This window comes from Spongiactinospora rosea, assembly GCF_003315795.1.
Taxonomy (GTDB): domain Bacteria; phylum Actinomycetota; class Actinomycetes; order Streptosporangiales; family Streptosporangiaceae; genus Spongiactinospora; species Spongiactinospora rosea.
This window is the reverse complement of record NZ_QMEY01000002.1, coordinates 304,378-329,199: the sequence shown is the minus strand read 5'-3', so window position 1 is coordinate 329,199 and position 24,822 is coordinate 304,378. Positions and strand designations below refer to the sequence as shown.

Here is a 24,822-nt window from a genome sequence, read left to right as displayed (position 1 = left end):
TCCTACTTGGTGGCGATGACGAGGGTGTCGGTCGGGCCCAGCGGCTTGACGGCGATCTCCTTGAAGCCCGCCTCGCGCAGCCAGGTCTGGCACTCGCCGGCCGTGTACTCGGCCCCGTCCGTCGTGGTGAGGATCATGTGCAGGCTGACCAGCAGGTTGTCCGCGTCGGCGGGCTCGTCCTCGATCATCCGGTCGTAGATCAGCAGTTGCCCGCCGGGGGCCAGCGCCTCATACGCCTTGCCGATGAGCATCCGCCGCTCGTCCTCCGCCCAGTCGTGCAGGACGTGGCCCATGACCAGCGTGTCGGCCTGGGGGAGCGGGTCCTTGAAGAAGTCGCCGGGCACGAAGGCGGCCCGGCCGGTCAGCCCGAGCGCGGCCAGGTGCGCGTCGAACCTGGGCTCCATCTGGGGCAGGTCGAAGACCATGCCCTTCAGGTGGCTGTGCGCCCTGACCAGGTGGGACATCAGGTTGCCGCGGGCCCCGCCGATGTCGGCCACCGAGTCGCAGGACGTCCAGTCGTGCACCTTGGCCAGCTCCGGGCCGAGATGGCCGCTGAGCGAGTCCATCATGGTCAGGAAGCGGTCCAGGAACGCCGGGTCCTCCACCAGGGCGCGGAAGTCGCCGTCGTTGGCCTGCGGGGCGCCGGTGCGCAGGGTGTCGGTGAACCGGCCCCAGGCCGGGTAGAGCATCTCGCCGGAGCGGGACAGGAAGCCGCCGACGTACGCCGGGGCGCCCTTGACCAGGAAGCGGGCCGCCGCCGGACCGTTGGCGTACCTGCCGTCCTCGCGGCGCAGCAGGCCGGTGGTGACCAGGACGTCCAGCCACTGCCCGGTGGCCCGCGGGTGCAGGCCCAGCCGGTCGCACAGCTCGGCCGCGCCGGCCGGGCCGTCCTTGAGCGCGGTGAACAGGTCGATCTCGACGGCGGTGAGCACCACCTTGGACATCGCGTACATGCTGCCCAGGCGGAAGATGTCCGCGGGGGTGCCGATGGATGTTTCGGTTGCCATGAGGCTCCTTCCGGGAGATGAGGTCATGACTCGGGTGTTTCGCCCTCGATCAGCCGCAGGTCGCCCGCCTGTCCGCGTACGCCGGTGAAGACCAGCCCGGCCCGGCGGAACAGTTCGGCGAACTCCTGCTCGGTGCGCTCCTTGCCGCCCGCCACCAGGAGCATGTGCAGGTCCATCAGCCGGCCTCGGCGCTCGGCCGGGCCGTCGCCGAGCAACTGCTCCACGACGACCACGCGGGCGCCGGGCGGGGCGGCCCGCCGGCAGTTGGCCAGGACGCGCAGGCAGGTCTCGTCGTCCCACATGTGCAGCGTCTGCTTGATCAGGTAGATGTCGCCGCCGCCGGGCGCCCTGGCGTGGCAGTCGCCGGAGACGACGCGGAACCGCGAGGCCAGGGGCTCCTCGCGCAGCGCCGGGTCCAGGGTGGCCAGCGCCTGTTCGGTCTCTACCAGGACGCCGGTGACGTACGGGTGGCGTTCCAGGACGGCCCGCAGCAGGGTGCCGCTGCCGCCCGCCAGCTCGACCACGCACTCGCCGCCCTTGACCGACAGCGCGTCCGCGACCAGCGGGTCCTCCCTCTTGGCCACGACCGACAGGCCCTGCTGGAACGCCGCGGCGGCCGGTGGGTTCTGGGCGAAGAAGGAGAAGATGTCCATGCCGTAGTGCGCCTGGAAGGCGCACTCGCCGGTCCTGACGGAGTGGGCCAGCAGGCCCCACAGGATCCAGTTCCAGTCACCGCCGAGGCGGATGACGTGGGCGGGTCCGTCCGGCGCGTCCGAGCGCAGCGCCCGCGAGGCGGGCGTGTGCTCGTAGTGGTCCTCGGTCACCTCGGTGAAGATCCCGAACGTGGTGAGCAGGCGCAGGAACCGCCTGAGCGTGTCCGGGCGCGCCCCGGACGCCGACGCGAGCGCCGCCAGGCCGGCCGGCTCGTCCCCCACGGCGTCGGGCAGGCCGAGCTGTACCGCGGCGCGGACCACCGCGCTGCCGTGGACGCCCGTGGACAGCTCGAACACCGCAGTGGCCGCCTCGTCGCGCATGACCGCCATCGCCATCTGATCCCACCTCCGGATTCGCCGGGCGGTCCGATCCGCGACGGCCCGCCGACAGCAGAAGGTGGTCTCACCGGCTGAAGGATCGCTCCACCGACGCTGGAGCACCGCCGCATGCCGCGGTCGACCGCGCGGCGAGCGGCGGCCAGCGAGCCTCAGGCCAAAATCGAGCGGCTCTCATCACCATGGGCGTCCCGGCGGGCCGGCTCCCGCCAGGCGGCAGAACAAGGGAGTGACCGATGGAACTTGGGCTCAGCGGAAAGAGCGTGCTCGTGACCGGCGCGAGCAGTGGCATCGGACGGGCGACCGCCCGTCTGTTCGCGGACGAGGGGGCCAAGGTGGCCCTGACCTATCGGGGGAACAAGGACGGCGCCCAGAGCGCGGTCGCCGAGATCGAGCGGGCGGGCGGCACCGCCTTCGCCACGCGGTACGACCTGGCCGATCCCGGCAGCATCAGGGCCGCGGTGGAGGCCGTCATCGACGCGTACGGCGGCGTGGACGTGCTCGTCGCCAACGCCTCCCCGTGGTCGGGGCCGCGCATGCCGTTCCGGGCGTTCGAGGACGTCCCGGTGGAGGAGTGGCAGGGGCAGCTCCGCGCGGAGCTGGAGGGGGCCTTCCATACCGTCCAGGCCGTCCTTCCGTCGATGAAGTCGCGCGGCTGGGGGCGGTTCGTCTTCGTCTCGGCCGCGGTGGTGCGCTCGGGCATCCCGGGGGAGGAGGCGTTCATCGCCAGCAAGGCGGGCCTTCAGGCGTTCAGCCGTACGCTGGCGCGCGAGGCCGGGGAGGACGGCGTCCTGAGCGTCGTGGTCTCGCCGGGGACGACCGCCACCGACACCATGCGGCGCGCGCTGCCCGCGGGGATGATCGAGAAGATGGCCGCCTCGGCGGCGACGGGCCGCCTCACCACGCCCGAGGAGGTGGCCAGGGCCATCGTGTTCCTCGGCTCGGCGGCCAACGGGAACATCACCGGCACGATCGTCGAGGTCACCGGCGGGACCTGAGCACGGTCCCGCCGGTGACCCCGGCGGTGACTTCGGACGGTCAGCGGCCGGCCTGGGCCAGGACCTCGCCCAGGGTGGCCGCGAGATCGGCCGGCGAGGGCAGCGCCGCGTTCTGCGCGGCGAGACCGGCGGCCCCTTCCTGGTAGGAGGGGGCCGCCAGTGTCTTTTCTGTGGCCGTGCGGAACATGCCGGCGTCCAGTTCGCGGTAGTCCAAGTGGACGGCGGCCCCGGCGGCGGACATGCGCTCGGCGTACTCGGGCTCGTCGGTGTGCGAGGGCACGATGATCATCGGTACGCCCGCGGTCAGCGCGGTCATCAGCGTCCCGGCCCCGCCGCCGTTCAGCACGGCCGAGCAGGACGGCAGCAGCAGGTTCAGCGGTACCGACTCGGCGACCCGCACGTTCGGCGGCAGGTTCTCCGGCAGCAGCCCGCGCTGGCCGGGCGCGATGGCCGCCACGACCTCCACGGGCAGGTCGCGCAGGCCCTCGACGGCCAGGTTGATCGGGTGCAGGTTGTCGGTGATCTGGGAGAACATGTGCCCCCAGGTCACGCAGACGCGCGGCGGGCCGGGCCGCTCGGCCGCCCACGGCGGCTGCACGCCCGGCCCGTTGAAGGGCACGTACCGCAGGAAGGCGCGGTTGACGTCGTCGTCCCCGGCCAGGGCGGGCGGGCAGGGCGTCAGGGTGAGGTCGCCCAGCGGGTCCACGCCGGTCAGGCCGAACCGGGCGCACAGCTCCTCGACGTACGGCCCGTCGAAGTCCCTGCGCCCGTAGTTGGTGTCGATGCCCCAGGTGTGCCGGATCGCGGGGACGCCCACGGCATGCGCGGCGACCAGACCGGCGTAGCCGCGCGCCTCGAAGACGACGGCGTCGGGCCGCCAGGCGCGGGCGAAGTCGATCAGGTCGCCGGCCGCCGCCGCGGCGATGCCGGTGAACATGACCATCGACCGGTCCATCCGCACCCGCAGGTGCTCGTCGCCGGAGGCCAGGTCGAGCGGGACGTCCTTCCAGAACGTGCGCAGATCGACGTCCTGGCCGACGGCGACGGCGGGCAGGCCGGTGGCCGCGACGGTGGCGGTGAAGCCGGGTTCGCAGGCCACCCGTACGTCGTGCCCCGCGCAGCGCAGGGCCCAGGCGAAGGGCACGACGGGGTAGAAGTGCGCCGCTGTGGCGATGGTGGAGATGAGGATACGCATGCCCGCAGGCTGCTCCGGTTCAGTGGAGACCCGGTGGACGAGCGCTGAACGCGGCGGCGACCTCCTCCAGCAGCGGCACCACGTCGGCCGGCGCGGGCCGCGCGGCGATCTCCTCGCGCAGCCTGGCCGCCGCCGCCCCGGCGCGGGCGTCGTGCAGCAGGCCCAGCGCCCGCTCGCGGAGTTCGGCGGGACCGGCCTGGTCCACGGGCAGCAGGACGGCCGCCCCGGTCCGCGCCAGCCGGGTGGCGTGGGCCTCGTGGTCGGGAAGCTGGGGCACCAGGAGTTGCGGCAGCCCGGCGGCCATGCCGGTCAGCGAGGTGCCCGCGCCGCCGTGCGCGACCAGCAGGTCGCAGCCGGGAAGCACCGCGTGCAGCGGCGCGTCCTGCACGATCCGGACGCCCTCGGGCACCGGGCCGAGCCATTCGCGCTGCGCCGCGGTCACCGCGGCCACCACCTCGACCTCCGGAGAGGCCAGCGCCCGCACCACGTCCCCCGCCAGGAACCGTTCCGGATCGACGCGGGCGATGGTGGTCCCCCAGGTCACGCAGACGCGGGGCCGGGCGGCGGGCCGCAGGCGCGGGGTGATGCCGGGCCCGTTGTAGGGCACGTACTTGAGGGGCACCGGCTCGTAGTCCACGTCCACCTGGACATCGGCGGGGTAGGGGTCGATGGTCGCCGCCCCCAGCGGGTCGAGATCCTCAAGGCCGTGCCGCTCGCCCATCGGGGCCAGCAGGCCGGCCAGGAACGGGCGGGCGGCGTGCATGAGGTCGGCCCCGTACAGGTGCCGTACGGCGGGCACGCCGATCGCCGCCGCCGCGATCGACCCCGCCCACGCCGTCGGGTCGTGCACGACCAGCCGGGGCCGCCACTCCCTGGCCAGCTCGACCAGGTCATCGACCATGGCCTCGGCGTTGACCTGGAACATCCGCAGCGCCCGGGGGCCGCGGCCGTTCGAGGGGAGCGCGGGGGGCGTGCCGAAGCGCCGGGTCGGCAGCGCGTACCCCCGGACCATGCCCACCGAGTCCACGTCGGAGCCGATCGGCGCGTACGGCAGGCCCGCGTGCGCGGCGGCGACCGCCAGCGACGGCTGACCGGCCACCAGCACCTCGTGCCCCGCCGCGCGCATCGCCCACGCCAGCGGGACCATCGCGTACAGGTGAGACGGCCAGGCCCAGGAGGTGAAGAGCACCCGCATCGCTAGCCCCGCCCCTCGTTCAGTACGGCGACGGCGATCAGGTCCGCCTGTTCCGGGTCCGCCGCGCACGGCAGCAGGATCAGCTCGTCGCAGCCCGCCTCGGCGTAGCCGCGGGCCAGGTCGCGCAGCCGGGCGGGGTCGGTGACCACGCCCGCGGCGACGTTCGCCGCCTTCGCCCCGGCGAAGGCGTAGTAGTCGCGCACGTAGCGGCCCGCCCGCTCGGCTCCGTCAGGGCCGAGGGAGACGTAGCAGAGCGACACCAGCCGGGGCGATTCGGCGCGGCCCTGCCGCTGCCATTCCGCGCGCACCCGGGCGACCTGGTCGGCGTACCGGGTGACGGAGCTGCCGCCGCTGATCCAGCCGTCGCCGGACCGGGCCGAGCGGCGCATCGCGGTGGCCGAGTGCCCGCCGATCAGCAGCGGCGGGCGGCCGTGCGGCTTGAGCCCCGGACCCGCGCCCGACCAGGCCGCGCGCAGTTCCCGGACGGTCTCGTCGAGCCGCCTGCCCCGGTCGGCGAACGACGTGCCGGTGGCGGTGAAGTCGTCCTCGCGGTCCCCGGCGGCCAGGCCGACCGTCAGCCGCCCGCCGCACAGGTGATCGAGGGTGACCAGTTGCTTGGCCAGCAGCGTGCTGTCCCGGCAGGCCGCGAGCAGGACGGTGGTGGCCAGCCTGATCCGCTCGGTGACCGCCGCCGCCGCGGCCAGCGACATCAGCGGCTCGTGGTTGGCGTACATGACGCGGTCCAGCACGCCGAGCGTGCTGAAACCGAGCCGTTCGGCGCGGCGGGCCCATTCGAGCAGGGCCGGGCCGGACACGTCCGGCACCGTGGTGGGCAGCGCGAGTCCGATCTCCATGAGCCTTCCTCACGCCCTGTCGAGGATGCGGCCGAGCACCTGTCGCAGCTCGGCGACCGGGTCGGCGGGCGGCGCGGATGCCCGCCAGGCCACGAAGCCGTCGGGGCGGACGAGCACCGCGCCCGCCGGGCCGACGCCGTACGCCTGCCGCCACCGGCCCTCCGGATCGCTCACCTCGCCCCCGCCGATCACCAGCACCTCGACGCCGGTCGCGTCGGCCGCCCGCCGCCACACGTCCGCGCCCTTGGCGTCGGTGAGCAGCACCGGACCCGCGCCGAACAGGTCCAGCGTGGAGATCCGGGCGCCGTCGCGGATGAGCGGCAGGTGCGGGGCGCGGGTGCCGGGCACGCCCAGCAGTCCCGGCTCCAGCGCGTACGGCCCGTCCGCGTCGCCGTCCCCGGGCAGCACGGCCGCCGAGCGGTACCGGTAGCCCAGGATGATCGCCGGGTAGCTGACCGACCGCCCGTCGCCCTCTGCGGTGCTGATCCGCTCGCGCATGGTGTTCATCGCGTAGTCGATGGTGTGCTCGGCGACCGCGCGGCGCTCCTGCTCGTAGGTGTCGAGCAGGCCCGGCCCGGCCGTACCGGACAGCACGGCGGCCAGCTTCCAGGCCAGGTTGTGGGCGTCCTGCACGCCGGTGGCCGCGCCGAGCGCGCCGGTCGGCGGCATGGCGTGCGCGGCGTCCCCGGCCAGGAACACCCGGCCGCTGCGGTAGCGGTCGGCGAGCTGGGCGGCGATCTCGTACCCGAGCACCTTCGCGCCGGTCCGCTCGATCTGCACCTCGATGTCGTCCACCCGCAGGTCGGGCACGCCGACGGCGGCGCGCACGGCCTCCGTGCACCACTCGTCGTCGAGGTCGTCGGCCGAGGTGGTGGCCGGGTCGTAGGGGGTGATGAACACCCAGCGCGAACCGTCCAGCGGCATCATCCGGGTGCCGCTCGCGGGCCGGTCGAAGTAGCCGAGGCCGAGGTCCCGGCCGCGCAGCGGGCCGCTGAGGTCGGCCTTGAAGACGAGGCTGACGATGTTCTGGAGCACGCCGGGGCCGCTCACGCCGATGCCCAGCCGCCCCCTGATGGAGCTGCGGATGCCGTCGGCGGCGATCAGGTAGCGCGCGCGGACGCGGCGCTCCTCGCCGGTGTCGGCGTCGCGCAGGGTCGCCGTCACGCCCGTGCCGTCCTGCTCGAACGCCACCAGCTCGGTGGAGTAGCGCACGTCCGCGCCGAGTTTGGCGGCGTGGTCGGCGACGATCTCCTCCAGCCGGTTCTGGTCGATGGAACACCAGGTGCAGGGGGTGGCGGCGGTGAGGCCGGGGGCCTCGGTCCGCATCGGCGAGGACTGGGCCTCGCGGTCGGCGAGCGTCTTGGCCCTGATCATCGTCTTGGTGCTCAGGTCCGCGCTCAGCGAGCGCGCCGCCAGAATGCCGCGCTCCAGGCCCAGCGACCGGTAGACCTCCACGGTCCTCGGGTTGATCATCCGGGCCCTGGGGTGGCGCAGCGTGCTGGGTTTGCGCTCCACGAGCATCGCCGGCACGCCGTGCCAGGCCAAGAACAGGGCTGCGGAAAGTCCGACGACGGCGCCGCCGGCGATCAGCACCTGAGTCTCTTCTTGAGGCATTGGTGGGGTCATCCCTTCGTTGTCGAGGCCGCCGTACCAGGTAGCGCGCCGGGCGTCGCGCACGGCTGGAGGACTGATCCCTTTTCGCTGAAGGCCCGGCGCGGCGCAGGTCCAGCGCGGCTCTAACCCGGCCGCCCAGGATGCTCGCGACAAGCAGGGCCGAGAGAGCTGGACTTCGACATGCGACTGGGAATCAATGTCCCGCTGGACGACGCCGACCTCGCCGTGGAAGCCGAACGGCTGGGCTTCGAGGTGGCGTTCGTACCGGAGGGCTTCCGCTCCGACGCGGCCAGCGCGCTGGGGTACATCGCGGCCAGGACCACCCGGATCCACGTGGCCTCGGGTGTGTTCCAGATGCCCGCGCGCACCCCGGCCATGACCGTGATGACCGCCGCCACGCTGGACGGCCTGTCCGGCGGCCGGTTCCGGCTGGGGCTGGGCGTCTCCAACGCGTTCATCACCGAGGGCTGGCACGGCAGGCCGTTCGGCCGCCCGCTGACCATGTCCCGTGAGTACGTGGCGATCGTGCGGGCCGGGCTGGACGGCCGGCAGGTCGATCACCAGGGCGAGCACCTGACGGTGCCGCTGCCGGGCGGCCGGGGCACCGGGTTCCGGCTGCACAACAAGCTGATCAGCCCGCGCATCCCGGTGTATCTCGCGGCGGTGGGCGACCGCGGGCTGGAACTGGCGGGCGAGATCGCCGACGGGTGGTTCGGCGTGTTCTGCTCGCCCGCGCGGGTGGCCGAGGCGGTCCGGCGGATCGGCGTGGGGCGGCTGCGCGGCGACCACGCGGGGGAGGCGTTCGAGGTGATCCCCTCGGTGCCGGTCGCCGTGGGCGAGGACCTCGCTACGGCGGCCCTGCCGGTCAAGCACCATGTGGCCAGATTCGTCAGCCTCGGGCACCGCTCGGACAACTTCTACTTCCGGCTGATGGAACGGCTCGGGCACGGCGAGGCCGCGGCCGAGATCCAGGACCGCGCGCAGGCCGGGGACATGGCCGGGGCGGTCGCCGCGGTGCCGCTGGAGTTCGCCGACGAGACCTCGCTGCTGGGCCCCGCGGACCGGCTGGCCGAACGGATGGCCGCCTACGCGGAGGCGGGCGTCACCATCCTCGCGCTGTCCCCGGTGGGCGCGGACCCGGCGGTGCGCCGCAAGTCGCTCCAGGTCGCCGCGGAAGCGGCGGAGCTGATCAGTCCCGGCCGGACCAGGCCGGACAACTAAGGAGGAACCATGACAGTGAAGGGCGCGCTGCGGCGTACGGCGCTGCGGGTGGCGGTCGGCGTCGTGGCGATGGGCACGGTGGTCGGGCTGACCGGCTCCGCCACGGGCGAGGCCGGGCGGTCCCGCTCGCCGGTGGGCACCTGGGCGGTGAAGATCACGTTCGAGGGCAGCTCCAAGGTGGAGCACATGCTGTTCGCCCTGGAGCGCGACGGCAGTTTCGAGCTGGCGGGCCTGCGGACCGGCCTCGGCACCTGGCAGCCCACCCCCACCGGCTTCCGGTACGCCTTCCGCCACTACGACTACGACGACGCCGGCGTGTTCGACTGGGAGCTGCGCGGCGTCCAGGAGGGCGCGCTCACCTCGGCGGACACGTTCACCTCCAACGGCACGGGCACGTCCGTGGACGCCGACGGGACCGTCCAGGGCGTCTTCCGCACCAAGGTCGAGGCCAGGCGCTTCAGCATCCAGTCGCCGTGAGATGTGATGAGGGCGGCGCCGCGGGGAACCGCGGCGCCGCCCTCATCATGTCCGGCGCGGCGTCACCAGGTGACGGGCAGCCGGTCCGGCCGGGCGAACGCCGTCCCGGTACGCCAGGTCAGCTCCTCCTCCGGCACCGCCAGCGCCATCCGCGGCAGCCGGCCGAGCAGCGTCTCCAGGGTGATGTGCAGCTCCATCCGGCTGAGCTGCGCGCCCAGGCAGTAGTGGATGCCGTGGCCGAAGGTGATGTGGTGGTTCGGCTCGCGTACCGGGTCGTAGGCGTCCGGCGCGGCGAAGACCCCGGGGTCACGGTTGGCGGCCGTCACCGAGGGCAGCACCGCGTCGCCCGCCTTGATCCGCACGTCGCCCAGCGTGATGTCCTCCGTCGCGATGCGCAGCGCGCCCACTCCGCCGCCCGCCTGGGAGAGCCGCAGCAGTTCCTCGGCGGCGTCGGGCAGCAGTTCGGGCCGGTCCTGAAGGGCGCGCATCCGCTCCGGCTCGCGCAGCAGCCGCAGCAGGATGTGGGTCATCGCCGCCGTGGTGGCGTGGTAGCCCGCCCCCAGCAGGGTGAACGCGAACGCGACCAGTTCCTCCTCCGAGAGCCAGTCGCCCTCGTCCCTGGCGTTGATCAGCACCATCATCAGGTCGTCGGTCGGCCGGGCGCGCTTGGCCGCGATCAGCTCGGCCAGGTAGCCGTTGAGCCGGTCGCGCGCCTCGATGACCTCCTCGCGGCGGCCGGCGTCGAAGCTGAGCATCAGGTCGGTCCACGTCTGGAACTGCTCCACGTCGGCGTAGGGCACGCCCAGCATCTCGCAGATGACCAGCATCGGCAGCGGCTGGGTGATCCCGGTGACGAGGTCGGCGGGCGGGCCCGCCTTCTCCATGGCGGCGACCAGTTCGCGGGCCCGCCGCGTGACGTGCGGGCGCAGCGCCTCCATCCGCCGCACCGAGAACGCGTGCGACACCAGACGGCGCAGCCTGCTGTGCTCCGGCGGGTCCATCACGATGATCGATTTGGCGCCCTTGGCGATCGGGAACACCCGGGGCGCGCCCGGCGCGGTGATCGCCTCCCGGCTGAAGCGGGTGTCGGAGAGCACCGTGCGTACTTCCTCGTAGCGGGTGACGAGCCAGGCCGGATCGCCGGTCGGCAGGGTGATCCGGCTCGCGGCGGCGCTCTCGCGCATCTTCGCGTACTCCTCCGGCGGCTCCAGCGGGTCCACGGCCGTGAACGGGAACCGTGGCGGTGCTTCTTCTGCGTGCATCGGCTAACTCCTTCGCGCCGCGTCGGCCTCGTCGCCTTCGTCGCTGTCATCCGGGCAGGCCCACAGCCCGGGGTCGTAGAACATCAGAGGCGGATGGTCCGCCAAGGTCCGGGCACAGGCCCGCAGCCATTCGCCCAACGGCAGCCTCATGGGGACGACCGTGGTCGCGTGATCTGTCGTCTGGCTGGAGTACGGCTGGAGCGCCGGTCGGACAACCGGTCCAGCCCTCGTTCAACGTCCGTCGAGCGGGCCGCCGGACAGTTTCCCGCAGAGAGTCATCGGTCCGACTGAAAGGGCGGAAGATGCGGGAGATGACGGTTGAGACGCTGGTCCGGCTGCTGCGCGAGAGCGCGGGCGAGGACGAGGGGGTGCGGCTGGACGGCGACATCCTGGACGTGACCTTCGAGTCGCTGGGCTATGACTCACTGGCGCTGTTCAACACGGTCGGCGCCATCGAGCGGGAGTACGACCTGGAGATCCCGGAGGAGACCGCGGGCGGCGCCAAGACGCCGGCCGACCTGCTCAACGTGGTCAACCAGGCCCTCACCGGTACCTCCTGAGGAGCGGCGGATGTGCGGAATCGCCGGCTGGGTGGACTTCACCCGTGACCTGACCCGCCACACGGCCACGGCCGAGGCGATGACGGCCACGATGAGTCACCGAGGTCCCGACGACGAGGGCCTGTGGCAGGACCGGCACGTCCTGCTCGGGCACCGCCGCCTGTCCGTCATCGACCTGGAAGGCGGCCATCAGCCGATGGCCGCCCGGGAGGACGGCAGGACCCTGGCGGCGCTGACGTTCTGCGGGGAGATCTACAACTACCGGGAGCTGCGCACCGAGCTGATCTCCTACGGGCACGAGTTCCGGACGCGCAGCGACACCGAGGTGGCGCTGCGCGCCTACCTCCAGTGGGGCGACCGGTTCGCGGAGCGGCTGAACGGCATGTTCGCCATGGGCGTGTGGGACGTGCGCGCCCAGGAGCTGCTGCTGGTCCGCGACCGGCTCGGCATCAAGCCGCTGTACTACCACCCCACCGGCGGCGGGCTGCTGTTCGGCTCGGAGCCCAAGGCCATCCTCGCTCACCCCGGCGTGCCGCGCCGGGTCGGCCTGGACGGCATGCGCGAGTTCCTGGACATGGTGAAGACGCCCGAGCGGGCGGTCTTCTCCGGCCTGCACGAGGTGCGGCCCGGCCACCTGGTACGCCTGCGCCGTAGCGGGCTGGCCAAGCAGCGGTACTGGTCGATCGAGGCCCGCGAGCACACCGACGACCTGGACACCACGGTGGGCACGGTACGCGGGCTGCTGGAGGACATCGTCGGGCGGCAGCTGCTGGCCGACGTACCGGTCTGCACGCTGCTCTCCGGCGGGCTGGACTCCTCCGCGCTGACGGCCCTGGCCGCCGACCGGCTGGCCGCGGACGGGGCCGGCCCGGTGCGGTCGTTCTCGGTGGCGTTCACCAGCGCCGAGAACGACTTCCGGCCGGACGCCGTGCGCGGCGCCCCCGACCGGCCGTTCGCCGCCGCGCTGGCCGCCCACGTCGGCGCGGAGCACACCGAGGTGCTGCTGAACAGCGCTGACCTGGTGGCCGATCCGGTGCGCGCGGCGGTGCTGCGCGCCAACGACCAGCCACCGGCGTTCTGGGGCGACATGTGGCCGTCGCTGTACCTGCTGTGCCGGGCGATCCGCGAGCGATCCACGGTCGCGCTGTCCGGCGAGGGCGCCGACGAGCTGTTCGGCGGCTACCGGTGGTTCTTCAACCAGGCGGCGGTGCACGCGGGCACGTTCCCCTGGCTGACGCCGGGCTCGGCGCGGTACTTCGGCGGGCTCGGCCTGCTGGCCGACGAGCTGAAGGACAAGCTGGACCTTCAGACCCACCGGCTGGCCCGGTACCACGAGGCGCTGGCCGAGGTGCCGGTGCTGCCCGGCGAGGACGCGCTGGAACGCCGCATGCGCGAGGTGACCTACCTCAACCTCACCCGGTTCCTGCAGACGCTGCTGGACCGCAAGGACCGGATGAGCATGGCGAGTTCCCTGGAGGTCCGGGTGCCGTTCCTGGACCACCGGCTGATCGAGTACGTCTTCAACGTCCCCTGGGCGATGAAGGTGTTCGACGGCAGGGAGAAGGGGCTGCTCCGGGCCGCCGTGGGCGACCTGCTGCCGGAGGCCGTACGGGACCGGGTCAAGACGCCGTACCCGGCGACCCAGGACCCGGCCTACGAACAGGCCCTGCGCGACGAACTCGGCGAGCTGACCGACGGCGGCGAACGGCCGATCGCCGGGCTGCTCGACCCCGAGAAGGTCAAGCGGGCCGTACAGCGGCCGGCCGGCCACGTCAGCCGGCCCTACGACCGGGGCAGCCTGGAGATGGCCCTCTGGATGACCAGGTGGTTCACCGAATACGACGTCACGCTGGACTATTGAGGTTGCTGAGAGGCGCACATGGGCGAGCCGACGAGACCGGTGGTGCTGCTGTTCCCCGGACAGGGGGCGCAGTACCCCGGCATGGCGGTCGAGCTGTACGGCGTCGAGCCGGTGTTCACCGCCGCCATGGACGAGTTCTTCGCCCTGATGGGCGAGGAGGGGCGGCGGCTGCGCGCCGACTGGCTGAGCGACGCCCCGGCGGTGCCGCTGGACGACGCGAGCCGGGCGCAGCCGCTGCTGTTCGCGGTCGGGCACGCGCTGGGCCGCACGCTGCTGGCCCGCGGCCTGCGGCCCGCCGCCCTGATCGGGCACAGCGTGGGCGAGCTGGCCGCGGCCTGCCTGGCCGGGGTGTTCGACCTGGCCGGGGCGGCCCGGCTGATGGCGGCGCGCAGCGCGGCGATGGCCACGGTCGTCCCCGGCGGGATGCTCGCCGCCGGGGTGGCGGCCGATGACCTGGAAGCCCGGATCGGCGAGCGGTACCGGGCGGCGGGCGTGGCGGTGGCGGCCATCAACGCGCCCCGGCACACGATCGTGGCGGGCCCGCAGCCATGGCTGTCCGAGCTGGCCGCCGACCTGGCCAGGGAGAACGTGATCACCCGGCCGGTCGCCGCGCTCCAGCCGTTCCACTGCCCGGCGGTGTCGGCGGCGGCGGAACGGTTCGCGGCCGGGTTCGCCGGGGTGCCGCTGGCCCCGCCGCGGGTGCCGATCAGGTCCACCGCGACCGGCCGCGCGGTCAGCCCGGCCGAGGCGGTGAACCCGGAGTTCTGGGCGGGCCAGCTCGCCCGGCCGGTCCGGTTCTGGGCGGCGCTTTCCGGCCTGCTCGCCGAGGGCGGCCACACGCTGGTGGAGGCCGGCCCCGGGCGGACCCTCACGATGTTCGCCCGGCGGCACCCGAGCCTGCGCTCGGGCCACAGCAACGCGTTCGCGCCACTGCCGTCCACCCCGGACGGCACGCTCGCCGCCTGGGAGGCGGCAATGGCCGAACTCGACCAGTTGGTCACTGAAGGAGTGTGAGGTGATGGCGGTTTCACTGCTGGCCGTGGTGGTGCTGGTGACCAGCGGGGTGGTGGCGGGGGTGCTGTTCGCGGTGGCGCTGAGCGTGGTGCCCGCGCTGATGGCGATGCCCGCCGACCGCTACCTCTACACCACCAACCTGCTCGGCCGTAACTGGGACCCGGTGATGCCGATCCTGGTGCTGGGCACCGCGCTGGCGGACCTGGCCCTGGCCGTGCTGTCCGGGCCGGGCGGCGCGAGGACGCTGTACGGGACGACGGTCGTGCTGATGATCGCGGTGGCCGGGGTGTCGCACCTGGCCAACGTGCCGATCAACCGGATCCTGCGCAAGCTGGAACCGGACTCGATCCCCGACGACTGGGCCGACCCCCGGCCGCGCTGGCGGGCCTGGCACCTGCTGCGCACCACGATCGCCGTGGTGGCCCTGACGGCCAACAGCGTGGCCCTCGCGATGAGCTGAACCCCGCGCGGCCCTCGCGGCGTGGCGTCCATCCGGACGCCACGCCGTTTCGTTCGTTCAGGCGACGCTCAGGTTCTCGATCAGCGCCGTGGTGTGCTTGCCGTCGCGGAACAGCGGGTGGGCGAGCACGCTGGTCAGGAAGCCGGTCGTGGTACGGATGCCCGGCCCGGTCACCGCGCACTCGGCCAGCGCCCGCTCCATGCGCGCGATGGCCTGCTCCCGGTCCGGGGCCCACACGCTGACCTTGGCCAGCAGCGGGTCGTAGAACGGCGGGATGCTCATCCCGGGCCGCACGTACTCGTCCACCCGGGTGAACGGCCCGGCCGGCAGCGTCAGGGACTCCACCGTGCCGGGCGAGGGCAGGAAGCCCCTGGCCGGGTCCTCGGCGTTGATCCGGCACTCGATCGCGGCCCCGGAAAGCCGGATGTCCGCCTGGGTGATGCCGGGGCTGCCGGTGGCGGCCACGTTGAGCTGTTCGCGTACCAGGTCCACGCCGGTGATCATCTCGGTCACCGGGTGCTCGACCTGGATCCGGCAGTTGACCTCGATGCAGTGGAAGCGGCCCGCGTCGTCCAGCAGGAACTCGAACGTGCCCGCCCCCACGTACCCGATCGCGCGGGCCGCCGCCACCACCTGCTCGCACAGCCGGGCCGCGTCCCGCTCGGGCAGGCCGGGCACCGGGGTCTCCTCGATGAGCTTCTGCCGCCGCCGCTGCACCGAGCAGTCCCGCGCGCCCAGGTGCAGGACCTGGCCGTCGGTCCCGGCCAGCACCTGCACCTCGACGTGCCGCGCCGACTCCACGTAGCGCTCCAGGTAGACCCGCTCGTCGCCGAACACGGCCTGCGCGGAGTTGCGGGCCTGGGCGTACGCGTCGGCCAGCTCCGACGGCCGCCTGGCGATGGCCATCCCCCGGCCGCCGCCCCCGGCCAGCGCCTTGACGATGATCGGGAAACCGATCCCGGCCGCCGCGTCGGCGGCCTCGCCCGCCGTGGCGATCGGCCGGTGGGTGCCCGGCAGGACGTCGATGCCCGCGCCCGACAGCACCCGCAGCGCCTCGGCCTTGTCGCCCAGCATGGCCAGGATCTCCGGCGGCGGCCCGATGAACGTCAGCCCCTCGGCCCGGCACATCTCGGCGAAGTCGGCGTCCTCCGACAGGAAGCCGTAGCCGGGGTGGACGGCCTGCGCGCCGGTCTGGTGGGCCGCCTGGAGCACGGCGGGCGCGTACAGGTAGCTGCGCTTGGCCTGCGGCGGGCCGATCCGCACCGCCTCGTCGGCCAGGTGGACGACGGGGGAGTCCTCGTCGGCGGAGGAGTACACCGCGATCGTGCGGATGCCCATCTCCTTGCAGGTCCGGGCGACCCGCAGGGCGATCTCCCCGCGGTTGGCGATCAGCACGCTGTCGAACATCAGCCCTCCTCCAGCGCGAACAGCGCCTGGCCGTACTCCACGGCCCCGGCGTCCTCGGCCAGGACCTTGGCGATCCGGCCCCCGGTGACGGCCTGGACCGGGTTCATCATCTTCATCGCCTCGACGATCCCGACCTGCTGGCCGGGCGTGATGATGTCGCCCTCCTTGACGAACGGCGGGGCGCCGGGCTCGGGCGACCGGTAGAACGTGCCGACCATGGGCGACTGGACGACCGACACCGCCGCCGCGGCCGGCTGCTCGGACGGCGGCGCGGGCGCGTGGTGGCCGTTGAGGTCGGCGAGATGCGGGACCAGCGGCCCCGGATCGCCGGGGGCGGGCCACTCCGCCTCCAGGCTGACCTCCCCCACCGTGACCTTCAGCCGGCGGATCGGCCCGCCGACCTCGTTGGCGAAGCCAACCGCGTGCCGGTACACCGATTCCATCAGGTCGCCGTGATCGGCCATCTCGTCTCCTCCGTAGAAGGGCTGCCATAACTGCGGAAACGCCGCCGCCGCCGTTCCACCAGCTCGGCGGGCGGCAGCGCGGCCAGGTCGTCGCAGGCCCGCCGTACGGCGGTCTGGATCAGCTCGGCGGTGCGCGCGGGCGCCGTGTGCGCGCCCTCGCCGGGCTCGGTGATGACCGCGTCGACGATGCCCTGCCGCAGCAGCTCGGGGGCGGAAAGGCGCAGCGCCTCGGCGGCCTGCGGGGCGGCGGCGGCGTCCTTCCACAGGATCGCGGCGCACCCCTCGGGACTGATCACGGAGTAGACCGCGTTGGACAGCGCGAGCACGCGGTCGGAGACCGCCAGGGCCAGCGCGCCGCCGCTGCCGCCCTCGCCGGTGATGACGGTCACCACGGGCACCGGCAGGCCGGACATCAGGCGCTGGCTCTCGGCGATGGCCCACGCCTGGCCCTCCTCCTCGGCCTCGATCCCCGGGTACGCCCCCGGCGTGTCCACCAGCGTGACCACCGGCAGGCCGAGCTTGGCGGCCAGCCGCATCAGCCGCATCGCCTTGCGGTAACCGGCGGGGGTCGGCATGCCGAAGTTGCGTCTGACGCGTTCGGCGGTGTCGTGGCCCTTCTGGTGGCCGATGAGCATCACGCCCCGGCCGCGCAGTCGCCCGATGCCGCCGACGACGGCCGGGCAGTCCTTGCCCGCCCGGTCGCCGCGCAGCTCGATGAAGTCCTCCAGGATCATCCCGGCGTAGTCCAGCGCGGTCGGCCGGGCCGCCTCCCTGGCCAGCCGTACCGCGTCCCAGGCGGCCCGCCGGGGCAGCGTGGCCGGGTCGCGCACCAGCCACTCGCCGGGCGGCACGGCGGTCCCGTCGCCGATGGCGTCGGGGCGGGCGGCGGCGAGCAGCCGGGCCAGCGTACGGCGCAGCGCCGTACGCGGCACCACCGCGTCGATCAGCCCCCGGGCCAGCAGGAACTCCGCCGTCTGGAACCCCGCGGGCAGCTCCTGCCGGATCGTCTGCGCGATCACCCGCGGCCCCGCGAAGCCCAGGTGCGCCCCCGGCTCGGCGATCAGCACGTCGGGCAGCGTGGCGAACGAGGCCGCCACCCCGCCGTAGGTGGGGTCGGTGATCAGCGCGACGGTGAGGATGCCCGCCTCGTCCAGCCGGGCCAGCGCCTGGCTGCACTTGGCCATCTGCATCAGCGACAGCGCGCCCTCCTGCATGCGCGCGCCGCCCGAGGCGGTCACGATCAGCAGCGGCACCCGTTCCGCCAGCGCCTTCTCGGCCGCGACCGTCACCAGTTCGCCGACGCCCGAGCCGAGCGAGCCGCCGACGAAGGAGAAGTCCAGGCAGGCCACCACGACCGGATGGGACTCGATGGTCCCGGAGGCGCACAGCGCGGCCTCGCGCATCCCGGTGGCCTCCCGCGCGGCGGCCAGCCGCCGCCGGTAGGGCCGGGTGTCGGTGAAGCCGAGCGGGTCGTCGTCGGCCAGCGCCGTCTCGATCGGTTTCTGCGAGCCGAGGTCCAGCAGGCCGTCCAGGCGTTCGCGGGCGGTCAGCCTGGCGTGGTGCCCGCAGCCCGGGCAGACCCGCTGGCCCCGCTCGTACTTCGGGCGGAAGACCAGGTCGGCGCAGCCGGGGCAGATCAGCCAGGTGTTCTCCACGGTGACGGTCATGAGGCCGCCCCGTGCAGCAGGGCCTGGCTGTGGTCGCCGAGGACGAGGCTGGCCGGGCGGCCGATGTCCCCGCTGACCTTGGCCTCCCGGCCGATCAGCGAGTTGCGCAGGCTGCCCCGCACGGTGCTGCCCGCGCAGACCACGGAGTTCTCGATGGCGGCCCCGGCGATGTCGCAGTCGGCGCCGATGCTGGTGTACGGGCCGACCTGGCTGTCGCGTACCACCGCCGCGACCCCGATCACCGCCGGGCCCGTGATGCGCGAGCCGCTGACCTGCGCGCCCTCCTCGATGATGACCGGCCCGTGGATCACGCAGGTGTCGTCCACCTGCCCCTTGATCGACCGTTCGGCGGTGTCCAGCACCGCCCGGTTGCACTCCAGCAGGTCCTCGGCCTTGCCGGTGTCCTTCCAGTAGCCGCCGTGCAGGTGCGACTCCACCCGCCAGCCGCTGCGCAGCAGCCAGTCGATGGCGTCGGTGATCTCCCGTTCGTTGCGCCAGCTCGGCTTGATGCTGCGCACCGCCTGGTGGATGACCGGGGTGAAGACGTACGCGCCGACCAGCGCCAGGTCGCTGCGCGGCGTGGCGGGCTTCTCCGCCAGGCCGGTCACGACACCGCCGGGGCCGACCTCGGCCACGCCGTACTCCGACGGGTTGCCGACCTTGCCGGTCATCACCATCGCGTCCGGCCGGGACCGCCAGAACGCGTCCAGCAGCGGCCCCACGCCGTCGATGATGACGTTGTCGCCGAGATAGAGCAGGAAGTCGGCGTCGCCCAGGAAGTCCTGGGCGATCATCACGCAGTGCGCCAGCCCCAGCGGGGCGTGCTGCTCGATGTAGGCGATGTTCAGGCCGAACGCCGCGCCGTCGCCGACCGCGCTCTGGATGGCCGGCCCGTGGTCGCCCACGATGATGCCGACATCGGTGATGCCCGCGGCCTTGATGGCTTCCAGGCCGTAGAAGAGCACCGGCTTGTTGGCCACCGGCACCAGTTGCTTGGGAACGGTATGGGTGAAGGGCCGCAGCCGGGTCCCCCGCCCACCCGCTAGGACAAGAGCCTTCATGAATATTCCCTGCCTGACGAGGCCATGGACAAGCGGCAGGCTCCGTCCTGCCGCTTGAGTAGCGGTTGAGCGGCACTCGTCCGGGCAGGTCGAGCGGGGCTGGAGAGGCGTCGCCCAGGTACGTCCAGCGAGAGTCGAGCGGCCGTTCAGCGGCTCCTCCGATGATCCGCACATCATGCGCGGAACGGGAGATCTCATGACGACGCAATCGCATGTCGCGCTGGTCACGGGCGCCAACCGGGGGATCGGCCGGGCGGTGAGCGCCCGGTTGCACGCGCTCGGGCACCGGGTGGTGGTGACCGCGCGCACGGCGGACGAGGCGGAGGGAGTGGCCGCGGAACTGGGCGGCGGCGCGCGCGCCGCCGTGCTCGACGTGACGGACGAGGAGGCCGCGATCCGGGTACGCGAACAGGTCGGACCCGTGGACATCGTGGTGAACAACGCCGGGATCCAGCTCGACTGGGGATGCGCGCCGTCGGCCGTCCCCGTGTCGTGGGTCGGGCGGCAACTGGACGTCAACCTGCTGGGGGCCTGGCGGGTGTGCCAGGCGTTCCTGCCGGACATGGTGCGGCGCGGGTGGGGCCGGGTGGTGATGGTCTCCAGCGGCACCGGGTCCTTCGCCAACGGGCTCTCTGCGCGTACGCCGGGCTACGCCGTCTCCAAGGCCGCGCTCAACGCGCTGACCGTGCTCCTGGCCGCCGAGACCGAGGGCACCGGGGTGCTGGTGAACGCCGTCAACCCCGGCCTGGTGCGCACCCGCATGCGGCCGGAGGCCGAGCGGGGGCCGGACGCGGCGGCGGAGGACATCGTGTGGGCCGCGACCCTCCCCGGGGACGGCCCGTCCGGCGTCTTCCTGCGTGGCCGCCGGACCATCCCCTGGTGACGGCCCTTTCCATGGGGGGCCGCCGCCGTGCGGCGGCGGCCCGGTGGCGCGCTCACGCGCTGGTGAGCGCGCCTTCGGCGTAGACGGGGAGCAGTCCGGCGGCCTCGGCCTCACGCAGGGTGGGGGCCTTGGCGTCCTTCTCCGACAGGATGCGCGGGGAGGCCGCCCACGGCAGCGCCAGCTCCGGGTCCAGCGGGTTGATGGTGATCTCCCCGGTGGGGTCGTAGGCGGTCGAGCACAGGTACACCACCGTGGCCTCCGCGCTCAGCGGCGCGAACGCGTGCCCGAGCCCTTCGGGGATGTAGACGGCGTGCCTGGCGTACTGGTCCAGCACCACCGTGACGTGCCGCCCGAACGTGGGCGACCCGACACGGATGTCCACGACGACGTCCAGGATCGCGCCGCTGACGCAGGTGACGTACCGGGCCTGGCCCGGCGGCACCGTGCGGGAGTGGACGCCCCTGATCGTCCCCCGGCGCGAGACCGAGCAGTTGACCTGGGCCACCGGCATCGGCCCGCCGGCCGGCCCGGCGACGGCCCGCTGCTGGAACAGCTCCAGGAAGTGGCCGCGGTCGTCGGGGAAGATCTCCGGCTTGATCAAGTAGGCGCCCGCGATGTCCAGCGGTTCGACCGACGTGCTCATGGGCTCACCATCCATTTCTGATCGTGTTCACGATGTGCTCCCTGTCCTGCTCCGACAGCCACCAGCCGACCGGCAGGCACACGATCCGGTCGTGGACCGCGTCCAGCTTCGGCAGTGGCTCGGCGTACTCGGCCACGCAGGAGTGCCGGTCGTTGCGCGCGTCGATGTGCCCCGCCGCGATCCCGGCCGCCGAGAGGCGGGCCACGAAGTCGTCCCTGCGCTTCACCTTCACCGGGTACACCCAGTAGGACGGCTCGCTGCCCGGCGCGGGGCGGACCCGCTCCAGCCCCTGCACGTCCTTCAGTTCCCGGTCGTAGTAGGCGGCGTTGCTCCGGTGCCGCTCCACGCGTTCCCCGGCGCCGTCCAGGTTGGCCAGGCCGATGGCCGCGCTGATGTCGTTCATGTGGAACTTCAGGCCCCACTCGGAGATGTCCTGCTCGGACCGGGGGGTCGCGTCCGGGTCCCGGTCCAGGCCGAACCAGCGGATCAGGCGTCCGCGCCGGTGGGACTCCTCGTCGGGGCAGACGACCAGGCCGCCGTCCCCGCTGGTGACCTGCTTGATGGCCTGGAAGCTGTAGACGGCGACGTTGCCGTGGTTGCCCAGGGGCCGCCCGGCGTACGTCGCGCCCCACGCCTGCGCGCAGTCCTCGATGATCATCGGCCGGGTGCCGTACCGGCGTTCGCACTCGTCGGCGATCTCGCTCACCCTGGCCAGATCGACCGGGTAACCGGCCCAGTGGACCACCATGATGGCCGCGGTGCGCGCCGACACCTTGGCCGCCATGTCATCGAGGTCGGCGTTGAGCGTCGCCGGATCGACGTCCACCCACCTGATGCGCAACCCGGCCGCCAGGATGGCCCAGTTGGTGGCCACGAAGGTCAGCGGGGTGCTCAGCACCTCGCCGCCGTTCCGCGCGGCCAGTTTCAGGGCCAGTTGCAGGCCCGAGGTGCCGCTGTTGACTGTGGATACGAAGCGGGTGCCCAGGCGCTCGCGCAGCGCGTCCTCGAACTCCTCGACCTTGGCGCCCTGCCCGATGTGCCCGCCGGCCAGTACTCCGGCCACCGCCGCCGATGCCCGTCCGGACATGGCCACCTTGAACAAGGGAATCATGGGGCGACCATGGCCGGACCGGATGGAGGCGGTCTGGACGCGCGCTTGAGCCGCGCGCGAGTACGTTTCGAGCGGCCCGCACCACCCGGACTCCAGCGGCCCCGGCCACGCTCGCACCCATGAATCTCGGTGTCACGAACAGCTCCCCCGGCCTGCACCGGGAGCGAGAGACGCATGGCGGCATCCAGGTGGAAGGGCTGACGAAGCGGTACGGCGGGGTGCACGCGCTCGACGGGCTCGACCTCTCCGCACCCGAGGGCCAGGTGCTCGGCCTGCTCGGCCCGAACGGGGCGGGCAAGTCCACGCTGGTGCGCATCCTGGCGACGCTGCTGAAACCGGACGGCGGGCGGGCCAGCGTGTGCGGCTTCGACGTCGTACGCGACCCGCAGGCCGTACGCAGGGCCGTGGGGGTCGCCGGGCAGTACGCGGCCGTCGACGAGTACCTGACGGCCAGGGAGAACCTGAACATCTTCGGCCTGCTGGCCCGGATGGGCAAGCAGGCCGCGCGCTCGCGCGCCGAGGAGCTGATCGAGCGCTTCGACCTCGGGCACGCGGCCGACCGCCCGGCCCGCACCTACTCCGGCGGCATGCGCCGCCGCCTGGACCTGGCGGTGGCGCTCATCGCCGGGCCGCGCTGCCTGTTCCTGGACGAGCCGACCACCGGCCTGGACCCGCGCGCCCGCGTGGAGGTCTGGGCGGTGCTCGGCGACCTGGTCAGGCAGGGCACCACCGCGCTGGTCACCACCCAGTACCTGGAGGAGGCCGACCAGTTCGCCGACCTGATCACGGTGATCGACCAGGGACGGGAGATCGCCACCGGCAAGCCCGCCGAACTGAAGGACCGGGTCGGCGGCGACCACCTGGACCTGGCCGTACGCCGCGCCGCCGACCTGCCGGCCGCCGTGTCCGCGCTGGCCGCGGCGGGCCTGCCCGACCCGAAGCCGGACCCGGGCACGCTGTGCGTGACGGCGGTGCTGCCCGGCGGCACGAGCCGGATGACCGAGGTACTGCGCAGGCTGGACGGCGCCGGGGTCGAGGTCGCCGACATCACGGTGCGCAGGCCCACCCTCGACGACGTGTTCTTCGCACTGACCGGGAAGGCGGATGAAGGATGACCGTGACCGAACCCCGCGTCGCGGGGTCAGGGTTCGCCCTGGCGCTGCGCGACTGCGCGGTGATGACCAGGCGCGGGATGCTGCGCCTCGGGCGCGTCCCCGACGAGCTGGCCTTCAACCTGGTCCAGCCGATCCTGTTCGTGCTGCTGTTCAGTTATGTGTTCGCCGGGGCGATCCCGCTGCCCGGCGGCGGGTCGTTCCGGGAGTACGTCGTGGTGGCGGTGTTCGCGCACTCGCTGGCGTTCATGGGGGTCGGCACCGGCACCGGGCTGGCGGTGGACATGAGCCGGGGCCTGATCGACCGGTTCCGCGCGCTGCCGATGGCGCACGTCGCGGTACCGGTCGGGCGGGCGAACGCCGAACTTCTGCGGGCGCTCCTGGTCACCGGCGTGCTGTCGATCGTGGGGCTGCTCGTGGGCTGGCGGGCGCACCTGGGGGTGCCGTCCACGCTGGCGGGCTTCGGCCTGCTGCTGCTGTTCGCCTACGCGATGGCGTGGGTGGGCGTCACCATCGGCCTGTCGGTGCGCAACCCGGAGGTGGCGGGCACGGCGGGGCTGCTGTGGGTGCTGCCGCTGGGGTTCGTCTCCAACGGGTTCGTGCCGATCTCGTCGATGCCGGAGTGGCTGCAACCGGTGGCGGCGTGGAACCCGGTCACCGCCGTGGTCACGGCCGCCCGGACGCTGTTCGGCAACCCGCTCGGGCTGGACGATCCCGGCTTCTGGCCGCTCGCGCACCCGGTCCAGGCGGCGGTGATCTGGTCCCTCGGGCTGATCGCGGTGTTCGTGCCGCTGGCCCTGCTGGCCTTCCGTTCCGCCCGCTCGCGCTAGGCCGCGGCCGGGGTGAAGGCGGCGGCGTGGTCGCGGGCGAAGTCGGTGACATCGCGGGCCGGGCGGCCGGTGAGGTCGGCGACGTCGGTGTGGACCTCGGCCGCCTCGCCCCTGGCATAGTGCGCGTAGTCCTCGACCAGGCCCTCGGCCTGCCACTCCGGCAGCAGGCCGCGCAGCGAGGCGGCGAAGACCTCGGGCGGCACGTCGGCGAACCCGATGTGGCCGCCCGTCGCGTCCGACAGCGCGCGGGCGATCTCGGCGTGGGTCACCGCGCGCGGCCCGGTCAGGGTGTACGTACGGCCGGCGTGGCCGGGCTCGGTCAGCACGACCGCCGCCGCGTCGGCGATGTCGCGAGTGTCGATGGCGCTCACCGCGGCCGTGCCGACCGGGGCGGCGAACGTCCGCTGCGCCCTGATCATCCCGGCGAAGGCCAGGATCCCCTGCATGAACAGGTTGGGGCGCAGGATGGTCCACTCGGCGAGGCCCGCGGCGCGCACGTACCGCTCCACCTCCGCGTGCCAGCGCAGGAACCGCACCGGGGATCCGGCCCGCGCCGCGTACTGCGACAGCAGCACCAGCCGGGGCACCCCGGCGCGGCGGACCTGCTCGGCGAACCGGATCTGGACGTCGGCGGCGTCGGGGGCGGACGGGCTGTTCAGGAACACCGCGTCCACGCCGTCGAACACGGCGGCGGGGAGGCCGGGGTCGCTCAGGTCCGCCACGACGGGCTCGACCCCGCCGGGGAGGGCGGCGGCGCGCTCGGGGGCGCGGGTCATCGCGCGCACCCGAGCGCCGCGCTCCCGCAGCGCGGGGAGCAGCAGCGAACCGACTCCGCCGGTCGCGCCGACCACCAGTACCGTTGAATTCCGCATGATCT

The 24,822-nt window shown here is 73.4% G+C and carries 24 protein-coding genes; 10 read left to right on the top strand and 14 right to left on the bottom strand.

All coding sequences use genetic code 11. The annotated features are described in order from the left end of the window. Positions 1–2: 2 nt before the first annotated feature. Positions 3–1,007 (bottom strand): methyltransferase, encoded by a 1,005-nt coding sequence (locus DP939_RS06940; RefSeq protein ID WP_113979762.1) that lies wholly within the window; start codon positions 1,005–1,007, stop codon positions 3–5. 23 nt (positions 1,008–1,030) lie between these two features. Next, on the bottom strand, positions 1,031–2,056 hold the full coding sequence (locus tag DP939_RS06935) for a methyltransferase (RefSeq protein ID WP_113979761.1): 1,026 nt from the start codon (positions 2,054–2,056) through the stop codon (positions 1,031–1,033). Between the two features lie 236 nt (positions 2,057–2,292). On the opposite strand from DP939_RS06935, the gene DP939_RS06930 reads away from it, so the two are divergent. Further along, the gene (locus tag DP939_RS06930; RefSeq protein ID WP_113979760.1) at positions 2,293–3,054 is read left to right on the top strand and encodes an SDR family NAD(P)-dependent oxidoreductase; all 762 of its coding nucleotides are present in this window, start codon (positions 2,293–2,295) and stop codon (positions 3,052–3,054) included. A 40-nt stretch (positions 3,055–3,094) separates the two neighbouring features. Here DP939_RS06930 and DP939_RS06925 read toward each other — a convergent pair whose 3' ends face one another. Genes DP939_RS06925 through DP939_RS06910 form a run of 4 tightly spaced genes read right to left on the bottom strand, consistent with a single transcriptional unit; the run spans position 3,095 to position 7,912 of the window. Further along, positions 3,095–4,249 carry a nucleotide disphospho-sugar-binding domain-containing protein gene (locus DP939_RS06925; protein ID WP_113979759.1) on the bottom strand — a complete coding sequence of 385 codons (1,155 nt, stop codon included), beginning with the start codon at positions 4,247–4,249 and terminating at the stop codon, positions 3,095–3,097. Positions 4,250–4,268: 19 nt separating this feature from the next. Then, the gene (locus DP939_RS06920) at positions 4,269–5,444 is read right to left on the bottom strand and encodes a nucleotide disphospho-sugar-binding domain-containing protein (protein ID WP_113979758.1); all 1,176 of its coding nucleotides are present in this window, start codon (positions 5,442–5,444) and stop codon (positions 4,269–4,271) included. A gap of 2 nt (positions 5,445–5,446) precedes the next feature. Beyond that, a complete protein-coding gene (locus DP939_RS06915) occupies positions 5,447–6,298 on the bottom strand; it encodes an LLM class flavin-dependent oxidoreductase (RefSeq protein ID WP_113979757.1) in 852 nt (283 codons plus the stop codon). 9 nt (positions 6,299–6,307) lie between these two features. Further along, on the bottom strand, positions 6,308–7,912 hold the full coding sequence (locus tag DP939_RS06910; RefSeq protein WP_199564996.1) for an FAD-dependent monooxygenase: 1,605 nt from the start codon (positions 7,910–7,912) through the stop codon (positions 6,308–6,310). Between the two features lie 180 nt (positions 7,913–8,092). Between DP939_RS06910 and DP939_RS06905 the strand changes: the two genes are divergently transcribed. Both DP939_RS06905 and DP939_RS06900 read left to right on the top strand, forming a co-directional pair. Next, positions 8,093–9,133: an LLM class flavin-dependent oxidoreductase gene (locus tag DP939_RS06905; protein WP_113979756.1), complete on the top strand. Its 1,041-nt coding sequence runs from the start codon at positions 8,093–8,095 to the stop codon at positions 9,131–9,133. 9 nt (positions 9,134–9,142) lie between these two features. Continuing rightward, on the top strand, positions 9,143–9,610 hold the full coding sequence (locus DP939_RS06900; RefSeq protein WP_147267904.1) for a hypothetical protein: 468 nt from the start codon (positions 9,143–9,145) through the stop codon (positions 9,608–9,610). Between the two features lie 62 nt (positions 9,611–9,672). Here the strand turns inward: DP939_RS06900 and DP939_RS06895 are convergent, their stop codons facing one another. Next, on the bottom strand, positions 9,673–10,872 hold the full coding sequence (locus tag DP939_RS06895; protein ID WP_113979754.1) for a cytochrome P450: 1,200 nt from the start codon (positions 10,870–10,872) through the stop codon (positions 9,673–9,675). A gap of 311 nt (positions 10,873–11,183) precedes the next feature. Between DP939_RS06895 and DP939_RS06890 the strand changes: the two genes are divergently transcribed. Genes DP939_RS06890 through DP939_RS06875 form a run of 4 tightly spaced genes read left to right on the top strand, consistent with a single transcriptional unit; the run spans position 11,184 to position 14,767 of the window. Continuing rightward, a complete protein-coding gene (locus tag DP939_RS06890) occupies positions 11,184–11,432 on the top strand; it encodes an acyl carrier protein (RefSeq protein WP_225878084.1) in 249 nt (82 codons plus the stop codon). Between the two features lie 10 nt (positions 11,433–11,442). Further along, complete coding sequence (gene asnB / locus DP939_RS06885; RefSeq protein ID WP_113979752.1) at positions 11,443–13,293, top strand: asparagine synthase (glutamine-hydrolyzing); 1,851 nt, start codon at positions 11,443–11,445, stop codon at positions 13,291–13,293. 18 nt (positions 13,294–13,311) lie between these two features. Beyond that, positions 13,312–14,307 (top strand): acyltransferase domain-containing protein, encoded by a 996-nt coding sequence (locus DP939_RS06880; RefSeq protein WP_113979751.1) that lies wholly within the window; start codon positions 13,312–13,314, stop codon positions 14,305–14,307. A gap of 4 nt (positions 14,308–14,311) precedes the next feature. Continuing rightward, positions 14,312–14,767 carry a DUF1772 domain-containing protein gene (locus tag DP939_RS06875; RefSeq protein WP_113980091.1) on the top strand — a complete coding sequence of 152 codons (456 nt, stop codon included), beginning with the start codon at positions 14,312–14,314 and terminating at the stop codon, positions 14,765–14,767. A gap of 57 nt (positions 14,768–14,824) precedes the next feature. Here the strand turns inward: DP939_RS06875 and DP939_RS06870 are convergent, their stop codons facing one another. The 4 genes from DP939_RS06870 to DP939_RS06855 are packed head-to-tail and all read right to left on the bottom strand — an operon-like array spanning position 14,825 to position 19,366. After that, positions 14,825–16,174, bottom strand: a complete 1,350-nt coding sequence (locus tag DP939_RS06870) for an acetyl-CoA carboxylase biotin carboxylase subunit (RefSeq protein ID WP_113979750.1) — start codon at positions 16,172–16,174, stop codon at positions 14,825–14,827. After that, positions 16,174–16,638, bottom strand: a complete 465-nt coding sequence (locus DP939_RS06865; RefSeq protein ID WP_113979749.1) for an acetyl-CoA carboxylase biotin carboxyl carrier protein — start codon at positions 16,636–16,638, stop codon at positions 16,174–16,176. Before DP939_RS06865 ends, DP939_RS06870 begins: the two co-directional genes overlap by 1 nt. After that, positions 16,617–18,305 carry an acetyl-CoA carboxylase carboxyltransferase subunit alpha gene (locus DP939_RS06860; protein ID WP_113979748.1) on the bottom strand — a complete coding sequence of 563 codons (1,689 nt, stop codon included), beginning with the start codon at positions 18,303–18,305 and terminating at the stop codon, positions 16,617–16,619. Before DP939_RS06860 ends, DP939_RS06865 begins: the two co-directional genes overlap by 22 nt. Then, positions 18,302–19,366, bottom strand: a complete 1,065-nt coding sequence (locus DP939_RS06855; protein ID WP_113979747.1) for a glucose-1-phosphate thymidylyltransferase — start codon at positions 19,364–19,366, stop codon at positions 18,302–18,304. Before DP939_RS06855 ends, DP939_RS06860 begins: the two co-directional genes overlap by 4 nt. 196 nt (positions 19,367–19,562) lie before the next feature. Here DP939_RS06855 and DP939_RS06850 point away from each other — a divergent pair, with 196 nt between their 5' ends. Next, on the top strand, positions 19,563–20,249 hold the full coding sequence (locus tag DP939_RS06850) for an SDR family NAD(P)-dependent oxidoreductase (protein ID WP_113979746.1): 687 nt from the start codon (positions 19,563–19,565) through the stop codon (positions 20,247–20,249). Between the two features lie 52 nt (positions 20,250–20,301). On the opposite strand, the gene DP939_RS06845 is transcribed toward DP939_RS06850, so the two are convergent. Then, positions 20,302–20,892, bottom strand: coding sequence for a dTDP-4-dehydrorhamnose 3,5-epimerase family protein (locus tag DP939_RS06845; RefSeq protein WP_113979745.1), 591 nt, complete (start codon positions 20,890–20,892; stop codon positions 20,302–20,304). Positions 20,893–20,896: 4 nt separating this feature from the next. Continuing rightward, complete coding sequence (locus tag DP939_RS06840; RefSeq protein ID WP_113979744.1) at positions 20,897–22,003, bottom strand: DegT/DnrJ/EryC1/StrS family aminotransferase; 1,107 nt, start codon at positions 22,001–22,003, stop codon at positions 20,897–20,899. Between the two features lie 119 nt (positions 22,004–22,122). On the opposite strand from DP939_RS06840, the gene DP939_RS06835 reads away from it, so the two are divergent. Beyond that, positions 22,123–23,118, top strand: a complete 996-nt coding sequence (locus DP939_RS06835) for an ATP-binding cassette domain-containing protein (RefSeq protein ID WP_113979743.1) — start codon at positions 22,123–22,125, stop codon at positions 23,116–23,118. A gap of 2 nt (positions 23,119–23,120) precedes the next feature. After that, a complete protein-coding gene (locus DP939_RS06830) occupies positions 23,121–23,945 on the top strand; it encodes an ABC transporter permease (protein ID WP_199564995.1) in 825 nt (274 codons plus the stop codon). On the opposite strand, the gene DP939_RS06825 is transcribed toward DP939_RS06830, so the two are convergent. Beyond that, positions 23,942–24,817 (bottom strand): SDR family oxidoreductase, encoded by an 876-nt coding sequence (locus DP939_RS06825; protein ID WP_113979741.1) that lies wholly within the window; start codon positions 24,815–24,817, stop codon positions 23,942–23,944. The two genes, DP939_RS06830 and DP939_RS06825, sit on opposite strands and share 4 nt — an antisense overlap. Between the last annotated feature and the right edge of the window lie 5 nt (positions 24,818–24,822).

Bases quoted from the DNA above. Each gene is read 5' to 3' on its own strand.
- DP939_RS06940 (WP_113979762.1), bottom strand. From the start codon at position 1,007: ATGGCAACCGAAACATCCATCGGCACCCCCGCGGACATCTTCCGCCTG.
- DP939_RS06935 (WP_113979761.1), bottom strand. From the start codon at position 2,056: ATGGCGATGGCGGTCATGCGCGACGAGGCGGCCACTGCGGTGTTCGAG.
- DP939_RS06930 (WP_113979760.1), top strand. From the start codon at position 2,293: ATGGAACTTGGGCTCAGCGGAAAGAGCGTGCTCGTGACCGGCGCGAGC.
- DP939_RS06925 (WP_113979759.1), bottom strand. From the start codon at position 4,249: ATGCGTATCCTCATCTCCACCATCGCCACAGCGGCGCACTTCTACCCC.
- DP939_RS06920 (WP_113979758.1), bottom strand. From the start codon at position 5,444: ATGCGGGTGCTCTTCACCTCCTGGGCCTGGCCGTCTCACCTGTACGCG.
- DP939_RS06915 (WP_113979757.1), bottom strand. From the start codon at position 6,298: ATGGAGATCGGACTCGCGCTGCCCACCACGGTGCCGGACGTGTCCGGC.
- DP939_RS06910 (WP_199564996.1), bottom strand. From the start codon at position 7,912: ATGCCTCAAGAAGAGACTCAGGTGCTGATCGCCGGCGGCGCCGTCGTC.
- DP939_RS06905 (WP_113979756.1), top strand. From the start codon at position 8,093: ATGCGACTGGGAATCAATGTCCCGCTGGACGACGCCGACCTCGCCGTG.
- DP939_RS06900 (WP_147267904.1), top strand. From the start codon at position 9,143: ATGACAGTGAAGGGCGCGCTGCGGCGTACGGCGCTGCGGGTGGCGGTC.
- DP939_RS06895 (WP_113979754.1), bottom strand. From the start codon at position 10,872: ATGCACGCAGAAGAAGCACCGCCACGGTTCCCGTTCACGGCCGTGGAC.
- DP939_RS06890 (WP_225878084.1), top strand. From the start codon at position 11,184: ATGACGGTTGAGACGCTGGTCCGGCTGCTGCGCGAGAGCGCGGGCGAG.
- asnB (WP_113979752.1), top strand. From the start codon at position 11,443: ATGTGCGGAATCGCCGGCTGGGTGGACTTCACCCGTGACCTGACCCGC.
- DP939_RS06880 (WP_113979751.1), top strand. From the start codon at position 13,312: ATGGGCGAGCCGACGAGACCGGTGGTGCTGCTGTTCCCCGGACAGGGG.
- DP939_RS06875 (WP_113980091.1), top strand. From the start codon at position 14,312: ATGGCGGTTTCACTGCTGGCCGTGGTGGTGCTGGTGACCAGCGGGGTG.
- DP939_RS06870 (WP_113979750.1), bottom strand. From the start codon at position 16,174: ATGTTCGACAGCGTGCTGATCGCCAACCGCGGGGAGATCGCCCTGCGG.
- DP939_RS06865 (WP_113979749.1), bottom strand. From the start codon at position 16,638: ATGGCCGATCACGGCGACCTGATGGAATCGGTGTACCGGCACGCGGTT.
- DP939_RS06860 (WP_113979748.1), bottom strand. From the start codon at position 18,305: ATGACCGTCACCGTGGAGAACACCTGGCTGATCTGCCCCGGCTGCGCC.
- DP939_RS06855 (WP_113979747.1), bottom strand. From the start codon at position 19,366: ATGAAGGCTCTTGTCCTAGCGGGTGGGCGGGGGACCCGGCTGCGGCCC.
- DP939_RS06850 (WP_113979746.1), top strand. From the start codon at position 19,563: ATGACGACGCAATCGCATGTCGCGCTGGTCACGGGCGCCAACCGGGGG.
- DP939_RS06845 (WP_113979745.1), bottom strand. From the start codon at position 20,892: ATGAGCACGTCGGTCGAACCGCTGGACATCGCGGGCGCCTACTTGATC.
- DP939_RS06840 (WP_113979744.1), bottom strand. From the start codon at position 22,003: ATGATTCCCTTGTTCAAGGTGGCCATGTCCGGACGGGCATCGGCGGCG.
- DP939_RS06835 (WP_113979743.1), top strand. From the start codon at position 22,123: ATGAATCTCGGTGTCACGAACAGCTCCCCCGGCCTGCACCGGGAGCGA.
- DP939_RS06825 (WP_113979741.1), bottom strand. From the start codon at position 24,817: ATGCGGAATTCAACGGTACTGGTGGTCGGCGCGACCGGCGGAGTCGGT.